Raw genomic sequence first — 19,288 nt, 5'->3', positions numbered from 1 at the left:
CGCGCAACCCTCCCCCCGCATTGGCGGTTTGCGTCCGAGCCGCCGGCCGTTAGGATGCGCCACCTTTCACGAGCAAGCCGCCGGAGCGACCATGACCGACCCCTGCCCCGCACCCCCAGTGCCACCCGCTCTGGTTACGCTGGCGGAGCGTCTGGCCGACGCGTCGGGCCCGGTCATCCGGAATTACTTCCGCACGCCCGTTGCCGTGGACGACAAGGCCGACAGCTCCCCGGTGACCATCGCCGACCGCGAGGCGGAGCGCGCCATCCGCGCCATCATCGAGGCCGAGCGCCCCGACGACGGCATCTATGGCGAGGAGTTCGGGACCAAGAACCTGGACGCCGAGTGGGTCTGGGTGATCGACCCGATCGACGGCACCAAGTCCTTCATCACCGGCCGGCCGATCTTCGGCACGCTGATCGCGCTGCTGCATCGCGGCCGTCCCGTGCTGGGCGTCATCGACCAGCCGATCGTCGGGGACCGCTGGCTGGGCGTGGAGGGTCGCCCGACCCTGTTCAACGGCCAGCCGGCCCGCGTGCGCGCTTGCGCCGGGGGGCTGGCCGCCGCGACGCTCGGCACCACCTCGCCCGACCTGTTCCCGGGATCGGACATGGACGGCTTCCGCCGCGTGGCGGCGGCGGCCAAGACCGCGGTCTATGGGGGCGACTGCTACAGCTACGGCCTGCTGGCCGCGGGCTATTACGACCTCGTCGTCGAATCGGGGCTGAAGCTGTACGACTTCGCGGCGCTGGTGCCGGTGGTGACCGGGGCCGGCGGGCTGATGACCGACTGGGACGGGGGGGCGCTGAACGCCGACTCCACCGGCCGCGTGGTCGCCGCGGGCGACGCCCTGACCCACCGCGAAGCCCTGGCCGCTCTGGCCGGATAGGAGGGGCATCATGACCGACACCAAATCCGCCATGGGAACCGCCATCGCCAAGCCCGCCCGTTCCGTCTTCGAAACGTCGCCGGAGAAGCTTCAGCCGTTCCTGCGCTCCCTGGCCGCCCGCGTGTCGGGCGGCGCCAACTGGATGGTGCGCAAGAAGACGGTGTGCGACCTGCTGCTGGGGCTCGACGCTTTCTTCGCCCTGCCGGCGGAGGAACGCCGCACGCTGATGGGCGCCGGGGACGAGAAGGGCACAACGGACAAGGACGTGTCCGGCCCGGCGGACTTCCGCAACGTGCTGCCGCTCTACGTCGGCGCCATCCTGGAAGGTCTGGACGAGACGGCCGTTACGGGACCGGAACAGGCGGCCATCTACATGCTGTCCATCCACCCCGAGCACCAGATGGCGGCCGAGGAATGGATGCTGCGCGATCCGCGCAACGGCAAGGCGGTGCGCAAGCTGATGCGGTCGGACCGCCGCTATCGGCAGCTGATGGACCGCATGGCCGATCATTGGAAGAAGGCCGGCCGCGCCCTGATGCCGAAGGACGGCGATCAGGACGGCGGTCAGGGCAACAGCGAAACGATCAGCAGCCCGAGATAGATGCCGAGCGCGAGGCCGAGGATGATTCCGTAATCCTCGTCCGTCATCGGATTCGAATCGGGATCGAACTGCCGCATGTCGTACTCCGAACGTGTCAAGACATGTCCAGAGTAACCGTTGACAGGCCCGATGGTCCCGCGACAAAGCAGGCATAAAGTTGGGGCCGGCACAAAGTTGGGACCGCGCCGGGAGCGCGGTCCGCAAGGCTCGGGAGGAACGGCCTGGAGGGAAAGGATCGGGCGAGGCTCAGGCCGAGGGGCGCGCTTCGCCGGTGATGGCGGGCTTGGGCGGCATCTCCTCGGCCAGCACGCGGTAGGCGAAGCCGCCGAGCACGCCGCCGACGATCGGGGCCAGCCAGAACAGCCACAGCTGCTGCAGCGCCCAGCCGCCGACGACCAGCGCCGGCCCGGTGCTGCGCGCCGGATTGACGGAGGTGTTGGTCACCGGGATGCTGATCAGGTGGATCAGGGTGAGGGCCAGCCCGATGGCCAGCGGCGCGAAGCCGGCGGGCGCCCGGCGGTCGGTGGAGCCCAGGATGACGATCAGGAACATGAAGGTCAGCACCACCTCCGCTACCAGTCCGGAGGTGAGGTTGTACGCGCCCGGCGAATGCTCCCCGTACCCGTTGGCGGCCAGCCCCTTGGCGGCCAGCGACCAGTCGGCCTTGCCGCTGGCGATGACGTACAGCACCAGCGCCGCCAGGAAGGCGCCGACGAGTTGGGCGATGACGTAGGGCAGGATGTCCTTCGCCGGAAACCGCCTGCCGGCCCACAGCCCCACGGTGACCGCCGGGTTCAGGTGGCAGCCGGAGATGTGGCCGACCGAGTAGGCCATCGTCAGGACCGTCAGGCCGAAGGCGAGGGAGACGCCGGTCAGCCCGATGCCGACCTCGGGAAAGGCCGCGGCCAGCACGGCGCTGCCGCAGCCGCCGAAGACGAGCCAAAAGGTGCCGAGAAACTCCGCCGTCGTGCGCCGGAACATGGTCATGGAAGCACTCCTCTGCTTGCGCTTTGCTCAAGACCGCCTTGGCCGGCCCTCTTGCGGGCCTCGTGACGACGTCTTTTGTCTTGCAGGCCGTTTCGGGATCCGTTGTGCGCCCACGGGTCCGCCACGGGCCAGCGCGCGGGCGTAACATACTGTTGACCACCTCCAGGGCTGGTTACCCCGTCGATCCGCATCCTCCCCGCCCTGGCGGGTGGCCCTGCCCGGCGGGGTTTGCCATACTGCGGCCCTGACCTTCCAACGACCGCAGGCTTGCCGATGCGCCGCACGTTCGCCACCGCCGTCCGGACGACGGCTCCGCTGGCCGCCCTGTTCGCCGTACTCGCGCTGGGAGCGCCAGCGTACGCCGATGCGGCGGCCGTGACCGCGCTGAAGCAGTTCGGGGAGCCGGCGTTCAAGCCGGGCTTCACCCACTTCCCGCACGCCAACCCCAACGCGCCGAAGGGCGGGGCCGTCACGCTGGCGGCCCAGGGCAGCTTCGACAGCCTGAACCCGATCATCCTGCGCGGCGTGACCCCGCGCACGCTGGGGCTGGTGTCGGACAGCCTGATGGTCGGCTCAGGCTGGGAGCTGGACGCGGCCTACGGCGCCTTGGCCGAGCGCGTGGAGGTGCCCGACGACAAGAGCTGGGCAACGTTCCACCTGCGAAAGGAGGCGCGCTGGCACGACGGCGTTCCCCTGACGGCCGGCGACGTGGTCTTCGCCTGGGACTCGATCCAGGCGCACGGCTCCCCCTTCCTGAAGTCCTTTCTGGACCGCGTCGCCACGGTGGAGGCGCTGGACGACCATCGGCTGAAGATCACGCTGAAGACCACGGGCGAGATCAAGCCGATCATCGACTTCGCCACCTCCATCGCGCCCCAGCCCAAGCATTGGTGGACGGCTAACGGCCGCGACATCGCCAAGACGACGCTGGAACCGATCCTCGGCAGCGGCCCCTACCGCATCAGGACGGTCGATCCCGGCCGCTCCATCACCTTCGAGCGCGTGCCGGACTATTGGGGCAAGGATTTGCCGGTGGCGCGCGGCTTCAACAACTTCGACACCGTCAAGGTGGACTATTACCGCGACGACGACGTGATGTTCGAGGCCTTCAAGGCCGGCGCCTACGACTTCCGCACCGAGAACCGGGCGCAGCGCTGGACCACCGGCTATGACTTCCCGGCCATCAAGGACGGGCGCGTGGCGCGGCGCGCGGTGAAGAGCGAGCTGCCGCTGGGCGCCCAGGGCTTCCGCCTCAACACCCGGCGCGCCAAGTTCGCCGACCCGCGGGTGCGTGAGGCGCTGGGATACCTGTTCGATTTCGAGTGGATCCAGAAGAACATCCTGTACGGGCAGTACAGCCGCACGACGTCGAACTTCCCCAACTCCGATTTCGGGGCCAAGGGCCCGCCCTCCCCCGCCGAGCTGGCCCTGCTGGAGCCGTTCCGCGGCAAGATTCCGGAGCGCGCCTTCACCGACACCTTCGAGCCGCCGAAGACCGACGGCAGCGGCAACAACCGCGCCAACGTCCGCGAGGCGACTCGCCTGTTCCGCGAGGCCGGCTGGGAACTGAAGAACGGCAAGCTCACCAACGCCAAGACCGGCGAGGCGATGAGCATCGAGTTCCTGGACGGCAGCGGCGGCCTGACCCGCGTGGTGCAGCCCTATGTCGAGGCGCTGCGCAAGGTCGGCATCGACGCCACCCTGCGCCTCGTCGACACCGCCCAGTACCAGGCGCGCACGGACGAGTTCGACTTCGACGTGGTGGTCGCCAACTTCAATTTCTTCACACCGCCGGGGACGGAGCTGCGCAGCTACTTCGGCTCGGCGGCCGCGGACATCAAGGGATCGGCCAACTACGCCGGCATTCGGGAGCCCGCCGCGGACGCCCTGATCGACCGCGCGCTGGCCGCCAAGGACTTGGACTCCGTCCAGGCCGCCACCCGCGCGCTCGACCGCGTGCTGCTGTGGGGGTTCTACATGATCCCGCACTGGTACAACCCGGAAAACTGGGTCGCCTACAAGACGAAGCTCGCCTTCCCGGACACGCCGCCGAAATACGACCTGGGTTTCCGCAACACCGGCTTCCCGGACACATGGTGGGTGCAGCCCGGCAAGGAGGGGTGAGGGATCGTCTTTTCCGTAGGTCGGGTGGAGCGCAGCGCAACCCGACACGCCTTGCCATGCGACGTGTGTCGGGTTCCGCTGCCGCTCCACCCGACCTACGGGCGTACCGTTCCCGGTGGGGGATCGGGACATAAGCCGAGGCTCCGCCTTGATTGTGCCACAGGTCGGCCCCTACCTTACCGGAAACGGGAGAGGCCGAGAGGGGCATGACAAAGACCGGAAAAGCGATCCTGGCCGCCGTGATGTGCCTGTACCTCGTGGCGCCGGGCGCCCGCGCCCAGACGGGCAGCCACGCGGTGACGGCGCACGGGACGCCCAAATACGGGCCGGACTTCAAGCATTTCGACTACGTCAACCCGGACGCGCCCAAGGGCGGCGAGGTGAAGCTGGCGACCTACGGCAGCTTCGACAGCCTGAACCCCTTCATCCTGCGCGGCTCGCCCGCGGGCGGCGCCGGCCTGCCTTTTGAAACCCTGACGGTCGGCAGCAACGACGAGGTGCTGACCCAGTATGGTTTGCTGGCCGAAACGATCGCCGTCGCCGACGACCGCGGCTCCGTCGCCTTCACGCTGCGCCCGCAGGCGCGCTTCCACGACGGCAGGCCGGTGACCGTCGAGGACGTGATCTGGAGCTTCGAGACGCTGCGCGACAAGGGCCACCCGACTTACCGCACCTATTACGCCGACGTCGCAAAGGCCGAGAAGACCGGGGAGCGGACGGTGACGTTCACGTTCCGCAACGGCAACAATCCCGAGCTGCCAGTCATCATGGGCCAGCTGCCGGTCCTGCCGAAGCATGTCTTCGAGACCCGCGACTTCGCCTCCACCACGCTGGAGCCGATCGTCGGCAGCGGCCCCTACCGGGTCGCCGACGTGCAGCCCGGCCGCTCCATCACCTACCAGCGCGTCGCCGACTGGTGGGGCAAGGATCTGCCGGTCAACCGCGGCCGCTACAACTTCGACCGCATCCGATTCGACTATTACCGCGACCTGGACGTGGTGTTCGAGGCGTTCAAGGCAGGCGCCATTGACTTCCGGGTGGAGAATTCGTCGAAGAACTGGGTCACCGGTTACGACGTGCCGGCCGTGCGCGAGGGGCGGATCATCCGCGAGGAGATCAAGCACCAGGATCCCCAGGGCATGCAGGCCTTCGTCTTCAACAGCCGCCGCCCCATCTTCGCCGACCGCCGGGTGCGCGAGGCGCTGAATTACCTGTTCGACTATGAATGGACGCGCGCCAACCTGTCCTACGGCCTGTTCCAGCGCACCAAGAGTTTCTTCGCCAACTCCGAACTCGCCGCCACCGGCCTGCCGACCGAGGCCGAGGTGAAAGTGCTGGAGCCCTTCCGCGGCAAGCTGCCGGAGGAGGTCTTCACCAAGCCCTACGAGCCGCCCAAGACCGACGGCAGCGGCAACATCCGCCAGAACCTGCGCACGGCGCTCGGCCTGCTGAAGGAGGCGGGATGGGAGTTGAAGGGCAACAAGCTGGTCAACGCGAAGACCGGCGAGCCCATGCGCTTCGAGATCCTGCTGGTTCAGGCGGACATGGAGCGCATCACCCAGCCTTTCGTCCGCAACCTGGAACGGGCGGGCATCGAGGCCGGCATCCGCGTGGTCGACACGGCGCAGTACCAGAACCGCACGGACAATTTCGACTTCGACATGATCATCCAGCGCATGCCGCAGTCGTTGTCGCCCGGGAACGAACAGCGCGACTACTGGCAGTCAGCCAAGGCCGACCAGCCGGGCAGCCGCAATCTGGCGGGCATCAAGGACCCGGTGGTGGACCAGTTGATCGAGACGCTGATCCAAGCCCCGGATCGCGACAGTCTGGTGACCGCGACCAAGGCGCTGGACCGCGTCCTGCTGTGGGGCTGGTACGTCATCCCGCAATGGCACGACGACGTCCGGCGCGTCGCCTATTGGAACCGTTTCTCCCACCCGACGGTTGCGCCCAAGTATGGTCTGGCGTTCGTCGACACCTGGTGGGTCGACCCGCAGAAGACGGCCGCGCTGAAGACGGCTCCCTGAGGACGGACACATTCGGAAAGGCGATCCCGCGCGATGCTGGCCTACATCATCCGCCGTCTGCTGCTGATCATCCCGACGCTGTTCGGGATCATGGTCATCAACTTCCTGATCGTGCAGATCGCCCCCGGCGGCCCGATCGAGCAGATGATCGCCCGCGTCCAGGGCACGGCGGTGGAGGCGACCGCGCGCATCGGCGGCACCGGCGGCGGCGACACCGGCGGGGCCGGCGCGGCAAGCCAGCAGGCCCAGGGCGGCGACACCGGCAGCCGCTACCGCGGCGCGCAGGGCCTCGACCCGGAGTTCATCAAGCAGTTGGAGCGCGAGTTCGGCTTCGACAAGCCGCTGCACGAACGCTTCATCCACATGATGTCGAACTACATCGTGTTCGACTTCGGCAAGAGCTACTTCCGCGACCGCCGCGTCGCCGACCTGGTGATCGAGAAGATGCCGGTGTCGATCTCGCTGGGCATCTGGACCACGCTGATCGTCTACCTGGTCTCCATTCCGCTGGGCATCGCCAAGGCGGTGCGCGACGGGCAGCCCTTCGACGTCTGGACCTCCGGCGTGGTCATCGTCGGCTACGCCATCCCCAGCTTCCTCTTCGCGGTGCTGCTGATCGTCGTCTTCGCCGGCGGGCGCTATTTCGACTGGTTCCCCCTGCGCGGGCTGGTGTCCGACAACTGGCACGAGCTGCCCTGGTGGCGGCAAATCCTGGACTATCTCTGGCACATGGTGCTGCCGGTGCTGTCCATGGTGATCGGCGGCTTCGCCGGCCTGACCATGCTGACCAAGAACTCCTTCCTGGAGGAGATCAACAAGCAGTACGTCATCACCGCACGCGCCAAGGGCTTGGCTGAACGGCGTGTGCTCTACGGCCATGTCTTCCGCAACGCCATGCTGATCGTCATCGCCGGCTTCCCCGGCGCCTTCATCGGCATCCTGTTCACCGGCGCCCTGCTGATCGAGGTGATCTTCTCGCTGGACGGGCTGGGCCTGCTGGGCTTCGAGGCGGCGATCAACCGCGACTACCCGGTGATGTTCGGCACGCTGTATTTCTTCACGCTGCTGGGCCTGATCATGAACCTCGTCGGCGACATCACCTACGTCGCTGTCGACCCCCGCATCGACTTCGAAGCGCGGAGGGTGTGATGGCGGACTCGACCGCGGTCCAGCCCCGCTTCCTGGGATTCCGCGTCACGCCGCTGACGCGGCGGCGGCTGGCGAACTTCCGGGCGAACCGGCGGGGCTTCTGGTCCTTCTGGATCTTCCTGGTCCTGTTCGTGCTGTCGCTGGGCGCGGAGTTTATCGCCAACGACAAGCCACTGCTGATCAAGTACGACAACGCGCTGTACTGGCCGGTCTTCCAAGCCTACCCGGAGACCACCTTCGGCGGCGAGTTCGAGACGGAGACCGACTACCGCGACCCCTTCGTGCGCCAGCTGATCGAGGAGAAGGGCTGGATCGTCTGGCCGCCGATTCCCTACGGCTACCGCACCATCAACTACAACCTGCCGGTCCCCGCCCCGGCCCCACCGTCGGCCGACAACTGGCTGGGCACCGACGACCAGGGGCGCGACGTGGTGGCGCGGCTGATCTACGGCTTCCGCATCTCGGTCCTGTTCGGGCTGGTGCTGACCGCCGTGTCCTCGGTCGTCGGCATCATGGCGGGCGCGGTCCAAGGTTACTTCGGCGGGCTGACCGACCTTCTGTTCCAGCGCTTCATCGAGATCTGGCAGGGGCTGCCGACCCTGTTCCTGCTGATCATCCTTTCCAGCGTCGTAACGCCGAACTTCTGGTGGCTGCTGGGGCTCTTGCTGCTGTTTTCCTGGACCGCGCTGGTCCATGTGGTGCGGGCGGAGTTCCTGCGGGCGCGCAACCTGGACTATGTGCGCTCCGCCCGCGCGCTGGGGGCGACGGATGCGACGATCATGGTGCGGCACGTGCTGCCCAACGCCATGGTCGCGACGCTGACCTTCATGCCCTTCATCCTGAACGGCTCCATCACCACGCTGACCGCGCTGGATTTCCTGGGCTTCGGCCTGCCGCCGGGGTCCCCCTCGTTGGGCGAGCTGCTGGCCCAGGGCAAGGCCAACCTCCAGGCACCGTGGCTCGGCCTGACCGCCTTCTTCGTGCTGGCGATCATGCTGAGCCTGCTGATCTTCATCGGCGAGGCGGTGCGCGATGCCTTCGACCCGCGCAAGACCATCGGCCAGCTGTCCACCGCCACGTCCGGCGCCAACGAGGCCGCCGCCGTGGCCGCGAAGACGAAGCGGAAAGCGGCGGAGTGATTTTCCTAAACAACCATTTGTCAGCAGCTCCGAGTCGCGTTATTTCATAGCTTAAGAGACGACGCATACTATGGTATGTTGGTTAATACAAGTGACCGGGCAAAGACCAGAATGTTTTTTATGCTCGTCAGGGGTGCACCAGAGACATGTATGACGCACGAGAAGTAGCCAATTTCTTACTAGATCATTCGCAAAGCCAAAATCAATCCTTAACTAACATGGCATTAAATAAGATCATTTATTTTGCACATGGATGGTATTTAGCGTCAAAAGGCTCCCCTCTAATACGAAACCGCTTTGAAGCATGGCAACACGGCCCTGTAATTAGGGTCATTTACGAGCAGTTTAGCAAATTTGGAAGCAAACCAATACAGGATCGAGCAATGTCTTTGGACTTGGAGACGGAGTCATACCAAATCACTTCTTACGACATTAGCGAAGGCGATAAGAGTTTCATTATAAATGTTTTTCAAGCTTATTCTACGCTGCATGCTTTTGAACTTTCAAACATCACACACGAGAAAAACTCTCCGTGGGACAAAATATGGAATAATAAAGACGGGAGTGTTCGATTTGGAATGACCATTTCAAATGACGAAATAAGAGAGTATTTTTTAACTGTAACGGATAAAAGGTTGAAGAACTAATCGATGTCGCCTTCAATAATTCATATTTCGCCATTTAATTTTCCTGTCATTCGTAGGCGAATGACAGTTTCTCAAGACTGATTTTGCTTTTAACCAAAGTATCAAAGTCGCCCATTTATAGAGAGAATTCACGCTTTGTTTCTGAAACGGGATTGACTCGACGAAACTGATGGGGAGATAGTGTTGTTATGCAAAAACTCCCCCTCCCTTCCTTAATCGACGGAATCCGCCTGCTGCGGTCGACCGAAGAAGAAGCGGCATTCGCTTATCGTGAATGGCTAAAAGCTAAAGATGATATTAACTTTAGCTACGGACCAGCTTTAAGAACGGTTAGACCTATCTATTCAGGAATCGAGCTTTCTTGCGCGCTGGAAGCTGCCAACCGCTGTCCAAAAACGTGGAAGAAGGCTAATGAAGACGTTATACGCTTAGTGCATGCTGAAGCAGAGAAGAAAAAAGACGAAAATGGAAAGCCGTTAACTTGCCTTGAAACTCCCTATCGCAGGTTTGTAATTCGGCCTGATATGAAGTTTTCTATCCGCCCATCCGTGCTCTATGTTCTGAGAAAAAAAGCTATCGTACTATGGGTGCAGCCCAGGAAAACCCATGGAATGAATTTTACGCAGATTGGCATTCTTATGGCCATTGCAAAGCATGCGGTTATTTCTGATGATATACCAGATTCGCAAGCAGATATTGAATTCCTAGATCTGAGCGCAGATGATTCAGGAAGCCGGCTCGTAACGCCTTATCGTCTAGAAGATTTTACGTTACCGAATGTCTCAGACATTCAAGATCAATTTCAGATATTTGCGCGAGCATACGATGAGGTTTGTCGAGAGGGCTTTGAAATACGCAAACGGCCTCGCAAGCGGCCTGACAGTCATATGCCAAATTTCTTGTAATAGTCGGGTATCGAAGCCAGGAAGTTTGCGGTCGATTATCGACACGGACGCACCTAAATTGGTTGGGCTGACATTGCAAAGTGGCACCTAACCAATGACCATCCCCCTCACCGACCTCCTGCACGTCCGCGGCCTTCAGGTGGAGTTCCGTTCCGGCGGGGGCGTGATGCACGCGGTCAAGGGGGTGTCCTTCGACATCGCCAAGGGGGAGACCGTGGCGCTGGTCGGCGAGTCCGGGTCGGGCAAGTCGGTCACGGCGCTGTCGATCCTGCAGCTGCTGCCCTACCCCATGGCGCGCCACCCCGCGGGCTCCATCCGCTTCCGCGACCAGGAGCTTCTGGGGGCGGAGGAGCGGATCTTGCGCGACGTGCGCGGCAACCGCATCGCCATGATCTTCCAGGAGCCGATGACCTCGCTGAACCCGCTGCACAGCATCGAGCGGCAGATCAACGAGACGCTGTTCCTGCACAAGGGCCTGTCCCGCACCGCCGCGCGCAAGCGCACGCTGGAGCTGCTGCGGCTGGTCGGGCTGCCCAACCCGGAACAGCGCCTGAACGCCTACCCGCACGAACTGTCGGGCGGCCAGCGCCAGCGCGTGATGATCGCCATGGCGCTCGCCAACGAGCCGGACCTGCTGATCGCCGACGAGCCGACCACCGCGCTGGACGTCACCATCCAGGCGCAGATCCTGGAGCTGCTGAAGGATCTCCAACGGCGATTCGGCATGGCCCTGCTGCTGATCACCCACGACCTAGGCGTGGTGCGCAAGATGGCCGACCGCGTCTGCGTCATGAACCAGGGCGAGATCGTCGAGCAGGCCAACGTCGCCGACATCTTCATCCGCCCGCAGCACCCCTACACCCAGAAGCTTCTGGCCGCCGAACCCAAGGGCAACCCGCTGACGCCGCCGGCCAACGCGCCGGAGGTGATGGCCGCGGACGCGCTGAAGGTCTATTTCCCCATTAAGAAGGGGCTGCTGCGCCGGACCGTGGATTACGTCCGCGCCGTCGACGGCGTGTCGGTGGACGTGCGGCAGGGGCACACGGTGGGGGTGGTCGGCGAGTCCGGCTCCGGCAAGACGACGCTGGGGCTGGCGTTGCTGCGCCTGCACGCCAGCCAGGGGGCGATCCGTTTCGACGGGAAGGACATCCAGGGCTGGCAGGCGAAGCGGCTGCGGCCGCTGCGGCGGGAGATGCAGGTGGTCTTCCAGGACCCCTACGGCAGCCTGTCGCCCCGCCTGTCCGTCGGCCAGATCATCGGGGAGGGGCTGACCATCCACGGCATCGGGTCGGCCAAGGAGCGCGACGCCATGGTGGCGAAGGCGCTGGAGGAGGTCGGGCTCGACCCCGCCAGCCGCCACCGCTACCCGCACGAATTCTCCGGCGGCCAGCGCCAGCGCATCGCCATCGCCCGCGCCCTGGTGCTGAAACCGAAGTTCGTGGTGCTGGACGAGCCGACCTCGGCGCTCGACATGTCGGTGCAGGCACAGATCGTCGACCTGCTGCGCGACATCCAGGCGCGCTACAATCTCGCCTACCTGTTCATCAGCCACGACCTGCGGGTGGTGCGGGCGCTGTCCAGCCACGTCATCGTCATGAAGGACGGCAAGGTGGTGGAGCAAGGCCCCACCCGCCGCATCTTCGAGGAGCCGGAGCAGGACTACACCCGCGCCCTGCTGGCCGCCGCCCTGAACCTGGAGGCGGTCAAGTCCGACGCCGTGCGGATGTAGGGAGACCGATTACGCGAAAGCCTCGCGGAGCAGAGGCTCCGGGTCGGCGACGAACGGGTCGGCGATGGTGACGCCGCCAAGCGTGCGTCCGTTCTGCCCGTCTTCGCTGATCACCAGACGGCAGCCGTGGCGCTTGGCCGTCGCCCAAAGCATCGCGTCCCAGAATGAAAAGGAATGGGCGGCCACGGCGTCCATGGCATCGACGAGGCACACGCCATCGGCCGCGACCACGGAAAACGCATCCCGCCATTCCTGCACGACCTCCATGGCGTGGCGCGCCGGCACACGGTGACGAACCGTCGCGGCTCGAAAGAACTCTCCCAGCGATTGGAGCGTCAGCACGACGTCCCGCCCGCGGCACTGCCCGATGATCTCCAAGGCCTTGTCGTGCCGCTCGCCGGCGGCGCGGTCGATGGCGTAAACGAGAATGTTGGTGTCCAAGGTGAAGCGCATGGCCGACCCTCAGCGGTCGTACAGCGAGTCGCGATCGAATCGCCCGCCGCCAAGATCCCAGCCGCTTTTCAATCGCTCCATGAGGCGGGCGTGGGCGGCGCCCCGATCCTCATCCGGGCGGCGGGCGCTGTTGCGCCAATAGGCGTCCAACGCCTCGCGAAGAACGTCCGCTTCGCTCTGTCCGGTCTGGCGAGCCAGCGATTGCAGGCGTTGTTCAACCTCGATAGGCAAGCGAATGGCGGACATGGTGCACCTCCGCCCTTACAGGTATCGCCGATGCCCATGTTCATCAAGCACGGTCACCGGGACCGCGCTCGCTTGGGCAGCGCCACCTCCCGCCATTGCCCCGGCGCCAGCCCGTCGAGCGTCCAGTCGCCGATGGAGCAGCGGATGAGGCGCAGGGTCGGGAAGCCGACCGCCGCGGTCATGCGGCGGACTTGGCGGTTGCGACCCTCGCGCAGGGTCAGCGCGATCCAGCTGGTGGGGATGCTGGCGCGGTAACGCACCGGTGGGTCGCGCGGCCAGAGGTTGGCGGGCTCGTCCATCCGCAGCGCCTCGGCCGGCAGGGTCGGGCCGTCGTTCAGCGTGACCCCGGTGCGCAGCCGCTCCAAGGCCTCCTCGGTCGGCACGCCCTCCACCTGCACCCAATAGGTTTTCGGCAGCTTGTGCTTGGGCGAGGCGATGCGCGCGATCAGGGCGCCGTCGTCGCTCAGCGCCAGCAGGCCCTCGCTATCGCGGTCGAGCCGCCCGGCCGCGTAGACGCCCTTCACCGGCACATGGTCGGCCAGGGTCGGGCGCCCGAGATCGTCGGTGAATTGCGGCAGCACGCCGTAGGGCTTGTTCAGCAGGATTAAACGCGGCATTTGCTAACCTACTGTTTATATTGAGCTTTTTGCCACGAACCCGTCTGCACATTTCAGCACGCGCGTTGACGGAACCTCAATTTCCATATACCTTAGCACACGCCCAGCACAACCCTTGGTTCGCCCATGACGACCATCCAAAACGAAAAGGTAGAGTTGGAAGATGGCAGCGTCGTGCTCTACCGCAGAGACGACGTGAAGAAGCCCGTATGGCACTGCCGTATCTCCATACCGGAAATCCCCTACAAGAACAAACGCTTCACCACACGAAAGACGGACCTCGAAGACGCTAAGAAGGTTGCGCTGCGGGAATATCAGCGCATGGTGTTCCTGCACAGCGAAGGGCTTCCCGTTTACACCAAAACCTTCGAGCAGGTTTGGACCGCCTTTCACAAGGAGCAACAGACCCGCGTGGCGCGCGGCGACCTGTCCGAAGGCCGGTTCCGTTCCATGGCGATCACGGGCAACACCTACTTCGTCCCGTTTTTTGGCTCCAAGCAGATCAACCGCATCAGCGAAGCGGACATTCACGCCTACTGGGATTGGCGACGGTGCTACTGGACGGAAGGCCCCGGCAAGGAACGCTTGGCGAAGGCACGTGACCCCAAGCGTCGAAACGACCCGGACAGCCGGATACACCGGGTTGCCGAGGTTCCCGCTTCGACCACGCTGCATATTGAAGCAGGTTTGCTGAAACAGATTTTCGACCTTGCGCGCCGAAACAAGGATGTGCGCTCCGATCAAGTTCCTCCCATTGATCCACCGGAAGCCCTGGTCACCAACCGGCGACCGGCCTTTACGATGGACGAGTGGAACCACCTCTGCACGTTCATGCCCGCCTGGGTCGAACGCGCAACCAGCGCAAAGCACCGTTTCTCACGCGAACGAATGCAGTGTTTCGTTCACATCATGTACGGCACGGGGATGCGCGTCCCAAACGCCTACAACCTGCGCTGGAAGCACTACAGCACGTTCTTTGCCACAGATGGCAAGGAGTACATCAAGCTTGAAGTTACGGGTAAGATCAAGGTCGGCAAGTCATACACAGTGGTCGGCTCGATCGAACTGAAGAAGTGGTTCGACAAGTTGCGCACTTTATCCAACCACACCAAGCCAGATGACTACATCTTCGTCAATGAGGACGGATCACAGCTCAAAGCGGTGCATGACCACTTTGCAAGGCTTCTCGTGGAAGCGGATTTGCGCACAGACGGCCATGGCCAGGAGCGCACGACCTACAGCCTGCGACACACCTTTGCCACCCACGCACTGTTGGATGGCGTGGACGTGTTCAAGCTCGCGAAGGCTATGAACACAAGCGTCAAAATGATCGAGGAGCATTACGGTCACGTGAAGAACGAGCAGAACGCCCCTGCCCTTCACGGCAACCGCACCAAACAAATTACGCTGGGTAGCACACTCGGCATCACGGTCAGCGTGCCACCTGAAGATCAGTGGGGGAACCAAGCGCCGGCCAAGACTGCCCAGACACGGAAGAACAGAAAATGAACTTGCAGAATCCCCGGTTGCGTAAAGCAACCGGGGCCATCGTCTCACCAAGTCGTGCAATTCAGATTTATTCCGGCCCAGCGGTAATTTGGCCAACGGCTAAATATCCGTATAACGGAGGCAACGCGGAGAGGCCCAGTGCAGATCGATGACTCTATGGACGTTGATGTCCTATTCCCATGGCCCACTCCCGGAACACGCTCGATGACCGATGATGAGTTCGCTGCCCTGAGCGCACGCCTACACGCTGCGGTTCATCGGGCTCATGGCGCGCATAGGAGCACGCGCCATACGCTTCGCCGCCCTGCCCCGCTACAGCAGTAGCAGCCAAGTCAGAACGCAATGGCTACACACCGTAGGCGTCATGGTCGGCGCGCCGTTTCGGTGCTGCCGCCAAAGCGCGGGCACGCACCGCGTCCCACAGGTCATCGATCAATTCGTTCAGTAGGCGAACATGCTCCTGGTAGCGGGGATCAACCGCGAGCCGGTCGGCAAGCAGTTCCAGCCGGGCCGTCAACCCCACCAATGCCGTCATATGAGGTTGCCGAGCCCTTGCCTCCATAGACGTCAAGTAACTTGCCGAAGCCCCAAGCCACTCTCGACTGAATCCAGCTTTCGACTCACACAACCCAAACCGCCTTAGTATACAGTAGGCTTCATCCAGCTTCTCCATAATACAACACCTTCAATTAAACTCCACCGCCGATGCAGCTTCGCAATATTTATCCGTTCCACGCTTTCGCGGCAGCGAGCTTTGCATCCGCTCTAGCCTTTTGCGCAGCGGCCATCGTCGCCACGGTTTCAGCGCGGATTTGCTCGATCTCCAACCGCGCCTGTTCGGCCTCAAACTCCGTTTTACGGATTTCAGCCCTTGCCTTGCGGAGGTCCAATTCCTCACGCTCAACCTCGGGATCGCCGAAGATTAGGGCGATAGTTTCCTCCTCCCGTCGCCGTTGAAGATCACGCGCCTGACGTATCTGATTCTCACGGTTAAGGTCGCGGAGAGTTTTTCGAGGTTTTCGTGTGTCATCGTCATGGCGATTGACTAGTTTGTCTTGACTTGGATTGTAAATACCAAGTTCTATAGCTCTCATTGCAGCACCTTCTTTGTTTTCTCCTTATTTATTCATGTGTGGGCTACCGGATTGTGTGCCGCCCTTTACGGGCGATCAGGCGCCAGCCATGATGGTGACCAGCGATCTGCATTTTGCCGTGCAACGTCACTCGACCATTCGTAGGATGGGATCGTTCAACCGAACCGCGCGATGTAGGGTATGGCTACAGCAGGCACCGTTCTTCATGCACTGTCCACTCGTCTGTTTGGGAGGGGGACCAAGGGCACCCGGTTCGCCGTGGCCGCATGCGTGTATGTTGGGTTGTGGATCATCCTGTATGAGGTGGCACACCTCTTCGACATCGCCCACTCCGCGAGCGCATGGTACCCCGGCCCCGGACTGACCATCGCGTTCTGTGCTGTCTATGGGCCGCGCTACTTTCCCGCCGTCATACTGGGCGCTTTCCTGTATGAAAACACCTTCACACACCTGGACATTGCCAGTGGACTGCGGCATGTGATCGTTTATGGCTCCGCTGGTTTTCTGCTCCGCCGCCTGATCGCGCCGGCATTCCCGTTGCGGACCAAGGATCACGTTAGCGTTTTTCTCCTCGTCGCCTGCGTCTCCACCTTGGCGTCGGCGGCGCTTGCCGGAGCAACCTTCCAGCCCTATTGGACCAACTCCACCTTCACCGACATTCTGGTGTCGTTCTGGATCGGCGACCTCGCGGGCGTTCTGCTCGCCGGTCCAGTCTTCTTCGTCACGTTCTCATGGCTCGGGACGACTGGATGGACCGCGCCCATGGGATGGGTGCCGCGGGTGTCGGCGTCTACCGGCATCGGTGCGGTTTGCATCGTCGTGTTCGCCATCGTCGCATTTGAGATCGACGCCACCCTCGGCACCAACGGCAAGGCATGGTTCGTCGTCCTGTTCCCCGTCGTGTTGCTCGCTTTGCGTCAGGGATTTGGCGGTGCTGTCGCCGGCATTATCGTGGTGAACATCACGGCCGTACTGCTCTTCAAGGTTCTCGGGCGTGTCGGTGATCCCGCGCAGTTGCAAGTTCTGCTCATCATGATCGATATCGCGGCACTTCTGATCGGTGCCACGATCAGCGAGCAGAAAGCCACCGAACAGGGATTGCGGGCGAGCGAACGCCGTCAGCGTGATGTGGCGGCGGCGGTTCACGCCAGTCCGGTCGGAACCACGATTGTGAACGCAGCCGATCCCAATCTGCGCTTTGTGTTCGCCAACAACGCCTTCCACCACTTGAGCGGGTACAGCCCAGAGCATCTGCTGACGGTCGGCCTTGCCGATCTGCTGGCTTCCGATTCGCGGCACTGCCTTGAGGAGATACATCGGGCCATTGGGCAGAAGGAGGCCACGAATTGCGAGGTCACTTTGAGGACCGCCAATGGCGAATGGGTCCGGGACCGCCTGACCGTTGCCCCTATCTCCGACAGCGAGGGCGGGCCGGGCTCCTATCTGGTCCTTCATGAGGATGTTGCGGTGACGAGAAACCGCGAGCGACAGGAACGCGAGCGTGAAAAGCTGGTCGCGCTCGGTCAACTCGCCGGCGGCGTCGCGCACGAGATCAACAACCTGCTCCATCCCATGATCAACCTCGCCATGGAAGCTGAGCATCTGTGGGGCCAGGAAGGGCGGGACGCTCGCCGTCACCTGCGCATGATCCGCTCCTGTGGCGCCAAGGCCGCCGACATCGTGCGCAAGGTTCTGGGCTTCGCCCGACAAGGTACTGGCCCGCGCGTGCCTCTCGATATCGGGGACGCCGTCCTCTCCGCCGTCGATCTCAACCGGCGCAGCCTACCCCCGAGCGTCACTATCCACACCCGGATCGACGCGACGGGTATGATTTGGGCATCGGCAACGGAGGTATCGCAGGTGCTGACCAATCTGCTGCTCAATGCGTCGCAAGCTATGGACGGCCTTGGGACGGTGGATGTTGTCCTCGACCGCAACGACGGAGAGGCTGCCGACTCCTCGTTCCGCTTGACCGTAGTCGACGACGGTCCCGGCATGGACGAAGCGGTGCGCGCCCGAATCTTTGAGCCGTTCTTCACCACCAAGCCTATAGGAAGTGGCACGGGCTTGGGATTGTCTGTGGTTTACGGCATCGTTAAGGATTGGGGCGGCGGCATCGACGTGCGCACCGCACCAGACAAAGGGACAACCTTCATCATCACCGTGCCAGCCGCCGACACGAACACCTGAACGAGGACCACCCATGCCCAACATTCTGCTGGTTGACGATGTCGAAGAAGTGCGCTTCTCCATTGCCAGCACCTTCCAGCGTCACGGTTTCGACATCACCGAAGCGCAGGACGGCAGCGAGGCAATGGACAAGCTCCGCCATGGCAGTTTCGACGCCGTAATCACCGACATTTGGATGCCTGGCACGGACGGCCTCGAACTGCTGCGTCAAATCCGCTCGTCGCACGAGGACCTAATTGTCGTTGCCATTTCGGGCGGCGCTCCCAAAGCGCCCATCGATTTCTCAGTGGCCCTGGCCGACACCTGGGGCGCCGATGCGATCTTTATCAAGCCTTTTGACAACGAAGAGCTGGTCGAGAAGGTGAGCGGCTTGCTCGGTCACTGATCCTCACCAACCTCCTCCAGGGGACCGCTCAAGGCGTTCGCTTCGACCATACCTTGAATGACGGTCTGAAGGGCCAGCGCGAGCGAGGCCAACTGGTCAGGAGGCAACTGGCGGAGCAAAATCTCCAAGTCGTTCCGAGGGTCAAATCGAAGCAATTCACGCCCCTGCGGCGTCAGTTCTATCAAATCGGAACGTCCATCGCGGGGGTTGGGTTGCCGCGCCACCAGCCCCTTTTCAACCAATGACCGGACCGTTCGGGCGACAGGGCTCATCGCCATATTTTGGAAGCGCATGAGTCCCGCTGCCGTGCGCGCCTGTGGTGTCACTTCTGCGAAGTAACGCAAGGCCGTCCACTGCGCCGGATAAAGGCCATGGCTATGCTCGGCGCCGTGGATTAGTCGCGCGGATTGTTCAAGCAGGCTTGCCACGCCTTTAACACGAACCGCCTTGACCATGCACCAGAGCCTCTTGTCTTGCACCGCTCCGGTCTGACCTTCGCAGAGACAACGCGGGAAGGCAACCGGTACGTCTTGCCGCCGCTTGTCGGCACAATATGCTCACCGGTCATTATATTCCAACGCGCCTGAATTTGAC

19 protein-coding genes are annotated in these 19,288 nt (G+C 63.0%); 12 read left to right on the top strand and 7 right to left on the bottom strand.

Features of this window, described 5'->3' with window-relative positions; translation table 11 throughout:
• Positions 1-91 precede the first annotated feature (91 nt).
• Positions 92-889, top strand: a complete 798-nt coding sequence (gene hisN / locus J2851_RS24680) for a histidinol-phosphatase (RefSeq protein WP_209769600.1) — start codon at positions 92-94, stop codon at positions 887-889.
• A 10-nt stretch (positions 890-899) separates the two neighbouring features.
• Positions 900-1,490 (top strand): hypothetical protein, encoded by a 591-nt coding sequence (locus J2851_RS24675; protein ID WP_246500907.1) that lies wholly within the window; start codon positions 900-902, stop codon positions 1,488-1,490.
• A 246-nt stretch (positions 1,491-1,736) separates the two neighbouring features.
• Here J2851_RS24675 and aqpZ read toward each other — a convergent pair whose 3' ends face one another.
• Complete coding sequence (aqpZ, locus tag J2851_RS24670; RefSeq protein ID WP_209769599.1) at positions 1,737-2,477, bottom strand: aquaporin Z; 741 nt, start codon at positions 2,475-2,477, stop codon at positions 1,737-1,739.
• 273 nt (positions 2,478-2,750) lie between these two features.
• On the opposite strand from aqpZ, the gene J2851_RS24665 reads away from it, so the two are divergent.
• The 7 genes from J2851_RS24665 to J2851_RS24635 all read left to right on the top strand — a co-directional run bounded on the left by J2851_RS24665 (position 2,751) and on the right by J2851_RS24635 (position 12,200).
• Positions 2,751-4,601 carry an extracellular solute-binding protein gene (locus tag J2851_RS24665; RefSeq protein WP_209769598.1) on the top strand — a complete coding sequence of 617 codons (1,851 nt, stop codon included), beginning with the start codon at positions 2,751-2,753 and terminating at the stop codon, positions 4,599-4,601.
• A 206-nt stretch (positions 4,602-4,807) separates the two neighbouring features.
• Positions 4,808-6,631 (top strand): extracellular solute-binding protein, encoded by a 1,824-nt coding sequence (locus J2851_RS24660; protein WP_209769597.1) that lies wholly within the window; start codon positions 4,808-4,810, stop codon positions 6,629-6,631.
• 33 nt (positions 6,632-6,664) lie between these two features.
• Positions 6,665-7,780: a microcin C ABC transporter permease YejB gene (locus J2851_RS24655; RefSeq protein ID WP_209769596.1), complete on the top strand. Its 1,116-nt coding sequence runs from the start codon at positions 6,665-6,667 to the stop codon at positions 7,778-7,780.
• Positions 7,780-8,919, top strand: coding sequence for an ABC transporter permease (locus J2851_RS24650; protein ID WP_209769595.1), 1,140 nt, complete (start codon positions 7,780-7,782; stop codon positions 8,917-8,919). The genes J2851_RS24655 and J2851_RS24650 overlap by 1 nt, the downstream gene beginning before the upstream one ends.
• Positions 8,920-9,065: 146 nt before the next feature.
• Entirely contained in the window at positions 9,066-9,566 is a 501-nt protein-coding gene (locus tag J2851_RS24645; RefSeq protein WP_209769593.1) for a Panacea domain-containing protein, read from the top strand.
• A 188-nt stretch (positions 9,567-9,754) separates the two neighbouring features.
• A complete protein-coding gene (locus tag J2851_RS24640) occupies positions 9,755-10,471 on the top strand; it encodes a hypothetical protein (RefSeq protein WP_209769592.1) in 717 nt (238 codons plus the stop codon).
• Between the two features lie 94 nt (positions 10,472-10,565).
• Positions 10,566-12,200 carry an ABC transporter ATP-binding protein gene (locus J2851_RS24635; protein WP_209769591.1) on the top strand — a complete coding sequence of 545 codons (1,635 nt, stop codon included), beginning with the start codon at positions 10,566-10,568 and terminating at the stop codon, positions 12,198-12,200.
• A 9-nt stretch (positions 12,201-12,209) separates the two neighbouring features.
• On the opposite strand, the gene J2851_RS24630 is transcribed toward J2851_RS24635, so the two are convergent.
• The 3 genes from J2851_RS24630 to J2851_RS24620 are packed head-to-tail and all read right to left on the bottom strand — an operon-like array spanning position 12,210 to position 13,516.
• Complete coding sequence (locus J2851_RS24630; RefSeq protein WP_209769590.1) at positions 12,210-12,653, bottom strand: PIN domain-containing protein; 444 nt, start codon at positions 12,651-12,653, stop codon at positions 12,210-12,212.
• Between the two features lie 9 nt (positions 12,654-12,662).
• A complete protein-coding gene (locus J2851_RS24625) occupies positions 12,663-12,899 on the bottom strand; it encodes a type II toxin-antitoxin system prevent-host-death family antitoxin (RefSeq protein WP_209769589.1) in 237 nt (78 codons plus the stop codon).
• A gap of 53 nt (positions 12,900-12,952) precedes the next feature.
• The gene (locus tag J2851_RS24620) at positions 12,953-13,516 is read right to left on the bottom strand and encodes a pseudouridine synthase (protein WP_209769588.1); all 564 of its coding nucleotides are present in this window, start codon (positions 13,514-13,516) and stop codon (positions 12,953-12,955) included.
• Between the two features lie 126 nt (positions 13,517-13,642).
• On the opposite strand from J2851_RS24620, the gene J2851_RS24615 reads away from it, so the two are divergent.
• Positions 13,643-15,025, top strand: coding sequence for a tyrosine-type recombinase/integrase (locus J2851_RS24615; protein WP_209769587.1), 1,383 nt, complete (start codon positions 13,643-13,645; stop codon positions 15,023-15,025).
• Between the two features lie 346 nt (positions 15,026-15,371).
• Here the strand turns inward: J2851_RS24615 and J2851_RS36615 are convergent, their stop codons facing one another.
• Together J2851_RS36615 and J2851_RS24605 are read right to left on the bottom strand one after the other, a co-directional pair.
• Positions 15,372-15,698, bottom strand: a complete 327-nt coding sequence (locus tag J2851_RS36615) for a DUF6626 family protein (protein WP_307420263.1) — start codon at positions 15,696-15,698, stop codon at positions 15,372-15,374.
• 49 nt (positions 15,699-15,747) lie between these two features.
• Complete coding sequence (locus J2851_RS24605; protein ID WP_209769584.1) at positions 15,748-16,119, bottom strand: hypothetical protein; 372 nt, start codon at positions 16,117-16,119, stop codon at positions 15,748-15,750.
• A gap of 180 nt (positions 16,120-16,299) precedes the next feature.
• On the opposite strand from J2851_RS24605, the gene J2851_RS24600 reads away from it, so the two are divergent.
• Complete coding sequence (locus tag J2851_RS24600) at positions 16,300-18,309, top strand: ATP-binding protein (protein WP_209769582.1); 2,010 nt, start codon at positions 16,300-16,302, stop codon at positions 18,307-18,309.
• A gap of 13 nt (positions 18,310-18,322) precedes the next feature.
• Positions 18,323-18,694, top strand: coding sequence for a response regulator (locus tag J2851_RS24595; RefSeq protein ID WP_209769580.1), 372 nt, complete (start codon positions 18,323-18,325; stop codon positions 18,692-18,694).
• Here the strand turns inward: J2851_RS24595 and J2851_RS24590 are convergent.
• Positions 18,688-19,149 (bottom strand): MarR family winged helix-turn-helix transcriptional regulator, encoded by a 462-nt coding sequence (locus J2851_RS24590; protein ID WP_209769578.1) that lies wholly within the window; start codon positions 19,147-19,149, stop codon positions 18,688-18,690. The two genes, J2851_RS24595 and J2851_RS24590, sit on opposite strands and share 7 nt — an antisense overlap.
• Positions 19,150-19,288 lie beyond the last annotated feature (139 nt).

This window comes from Azospirillum rugosum (genome assembly GCF_017876155.1).
Classification (GTDB): domain Bacteria; phylum Pseudomonadota; class Alphaproteobacteria; order Azospirillales; family Azospirillaceae; genus Azospirillum; species Azospirillum rugosum.
This window is presented reverse-complemented; position numbering and strand designations above follow the sequence as displayed.

Excerpts from the sequence above, each read along its gene's own strand:
- aqpZ (WP_209769599.1), bottom strand. The coding sequence starts at position 2,477 with ATGACCATGTTCCGGCGCACGACGGCGGAGTTTCTCGGCACCTTTTGG.
- J2851_RS24645 (WP_209769593.1), top strand. The coding sequence starts at position 9,066 with ATGTATGACGCACGAGAAGTAGCCAATTTCTTACTAGATCATTCGCAA.
- J2851_RS24665 (WP_209769598.1), top strand. The coding sequence starts at position 2,751 with ATGCGCCGCACGTTCGCCACCGCCGTCCGGACGACGGCTCCGCTGGCC.
- J2851_RS24625 (WP_209769589.1), bottom strand. The coding sequence starts at position 12,899 with ATGTCCGCCATTCGCTTGCCTATCGAGGTTGAACAACGCCTGCAATCG.
- J2851_RS24615 (WP_209769587.1), top strand. The coding sequence starts at position 13,643 with ATGACGACCATCCAAAACGAAAAGGTAGAGTTGGAAGATGGCAGCGTC.
- J2851_RS24655 (WP_209769596.1), top strand. The coding sequence starts at position 6,665 with ATGCTGGCCTACATCATCCGCCGTCTGCTGCTGATCATCCCGACGCTG.
- J2851_RS24660 (WP_209769597.1), top strand. The coding sequence starts at position 4,808 with ATGACAAAGACCGGAAAAGCGATCCTGGCCGCCGTGATGTGCCTGTAC.
- J2851_RS24595 (WP_209769580.1), top strand. The coding sequence starts at position 18,323 with ATGCCCAACATTCTGCTGGTTGACGATGTCGAAGAAGTGCGCTTCTCC.
- J2851_RS36615 (WP_307420263.1), bottom strand. The coding sequence starts at position 15,698 with ATGGAGAAGCTGGATGAAGCCTACTGTATACTAAGGCGGTTTGGGTTG.
- J2851_RS24675 (WP_246500907.1), top strand. The coding sequence starts at position 900 with ATGACCGACACCAAATCCGCCATGGGAACCGCCATCGCCAAGCCCGCC.
- J2851_RS24620 (WP_209769588.1), bottom strand. The coding sequence starts at position 13,516 with ATGCCGCGTTTAATCCTGCTGAACAAGCCCTACGGCGTGCTGCCGCAA.
- J2851_RS24590 (WP_209769578.1), bottom strand. The coding sequence starts at position 19,149 with ATGGTCAAGGCGGTTCGTGTTAAAGGCGTGGCAAGCCTGCTTGAACAA.
- J2851_RS24650 (WP_209769595.1), top strand. The coding sequence starts at position 7,780 with ATGGCGGACTCGACCGCGGTCCAGCCCCGCTTCCTGGGATTCCGCGTC.
- J2851_RS24600 (WP_209769582.1), top strand. The coding sequence starts at position 16,300 with ATGGCTACAGCAGGCACCGTTCTTCATGCACTGTCCACTCGTCTGTTT.
- J2851_RS24630 (WP_209769590.1), bottom strand. The coding sequence starts at position 12,653 with ATGCGCTTCACCTTGGACACCAACATTCTCGTTTACGCCATCGACCGC.
- J2851_RS24605 (WP_209769584.1), bottom strand. The coding sequence starts at position 16,119 with ATGAGAGCTATAGAACTTGGTATTTACAATCCAAGTCAAGACAAACTA.
- J2851_RS24640 (WP_209769592.1), top strand. The coding sequence starts at position 9,755 with ATGCAAAAACTCCCCCTCCCTTCCTTAATCGACGGAATCCGCCTGCTG.
- J2851_RS24635 (WP_209769591.1), top strand. The coding sequence starts at position 10,566 with ATGACCATCCCCCTCACCGACCTCCTGCACGTCCGCGGCCTTCAGGTG.
- hisN (WP_209769600.1), top strand. The coding sequence starts at position 92 with ATGACCGACCCCTGCCCCGCACCCCCAGTGCCACCCGCTCTGGTTACG.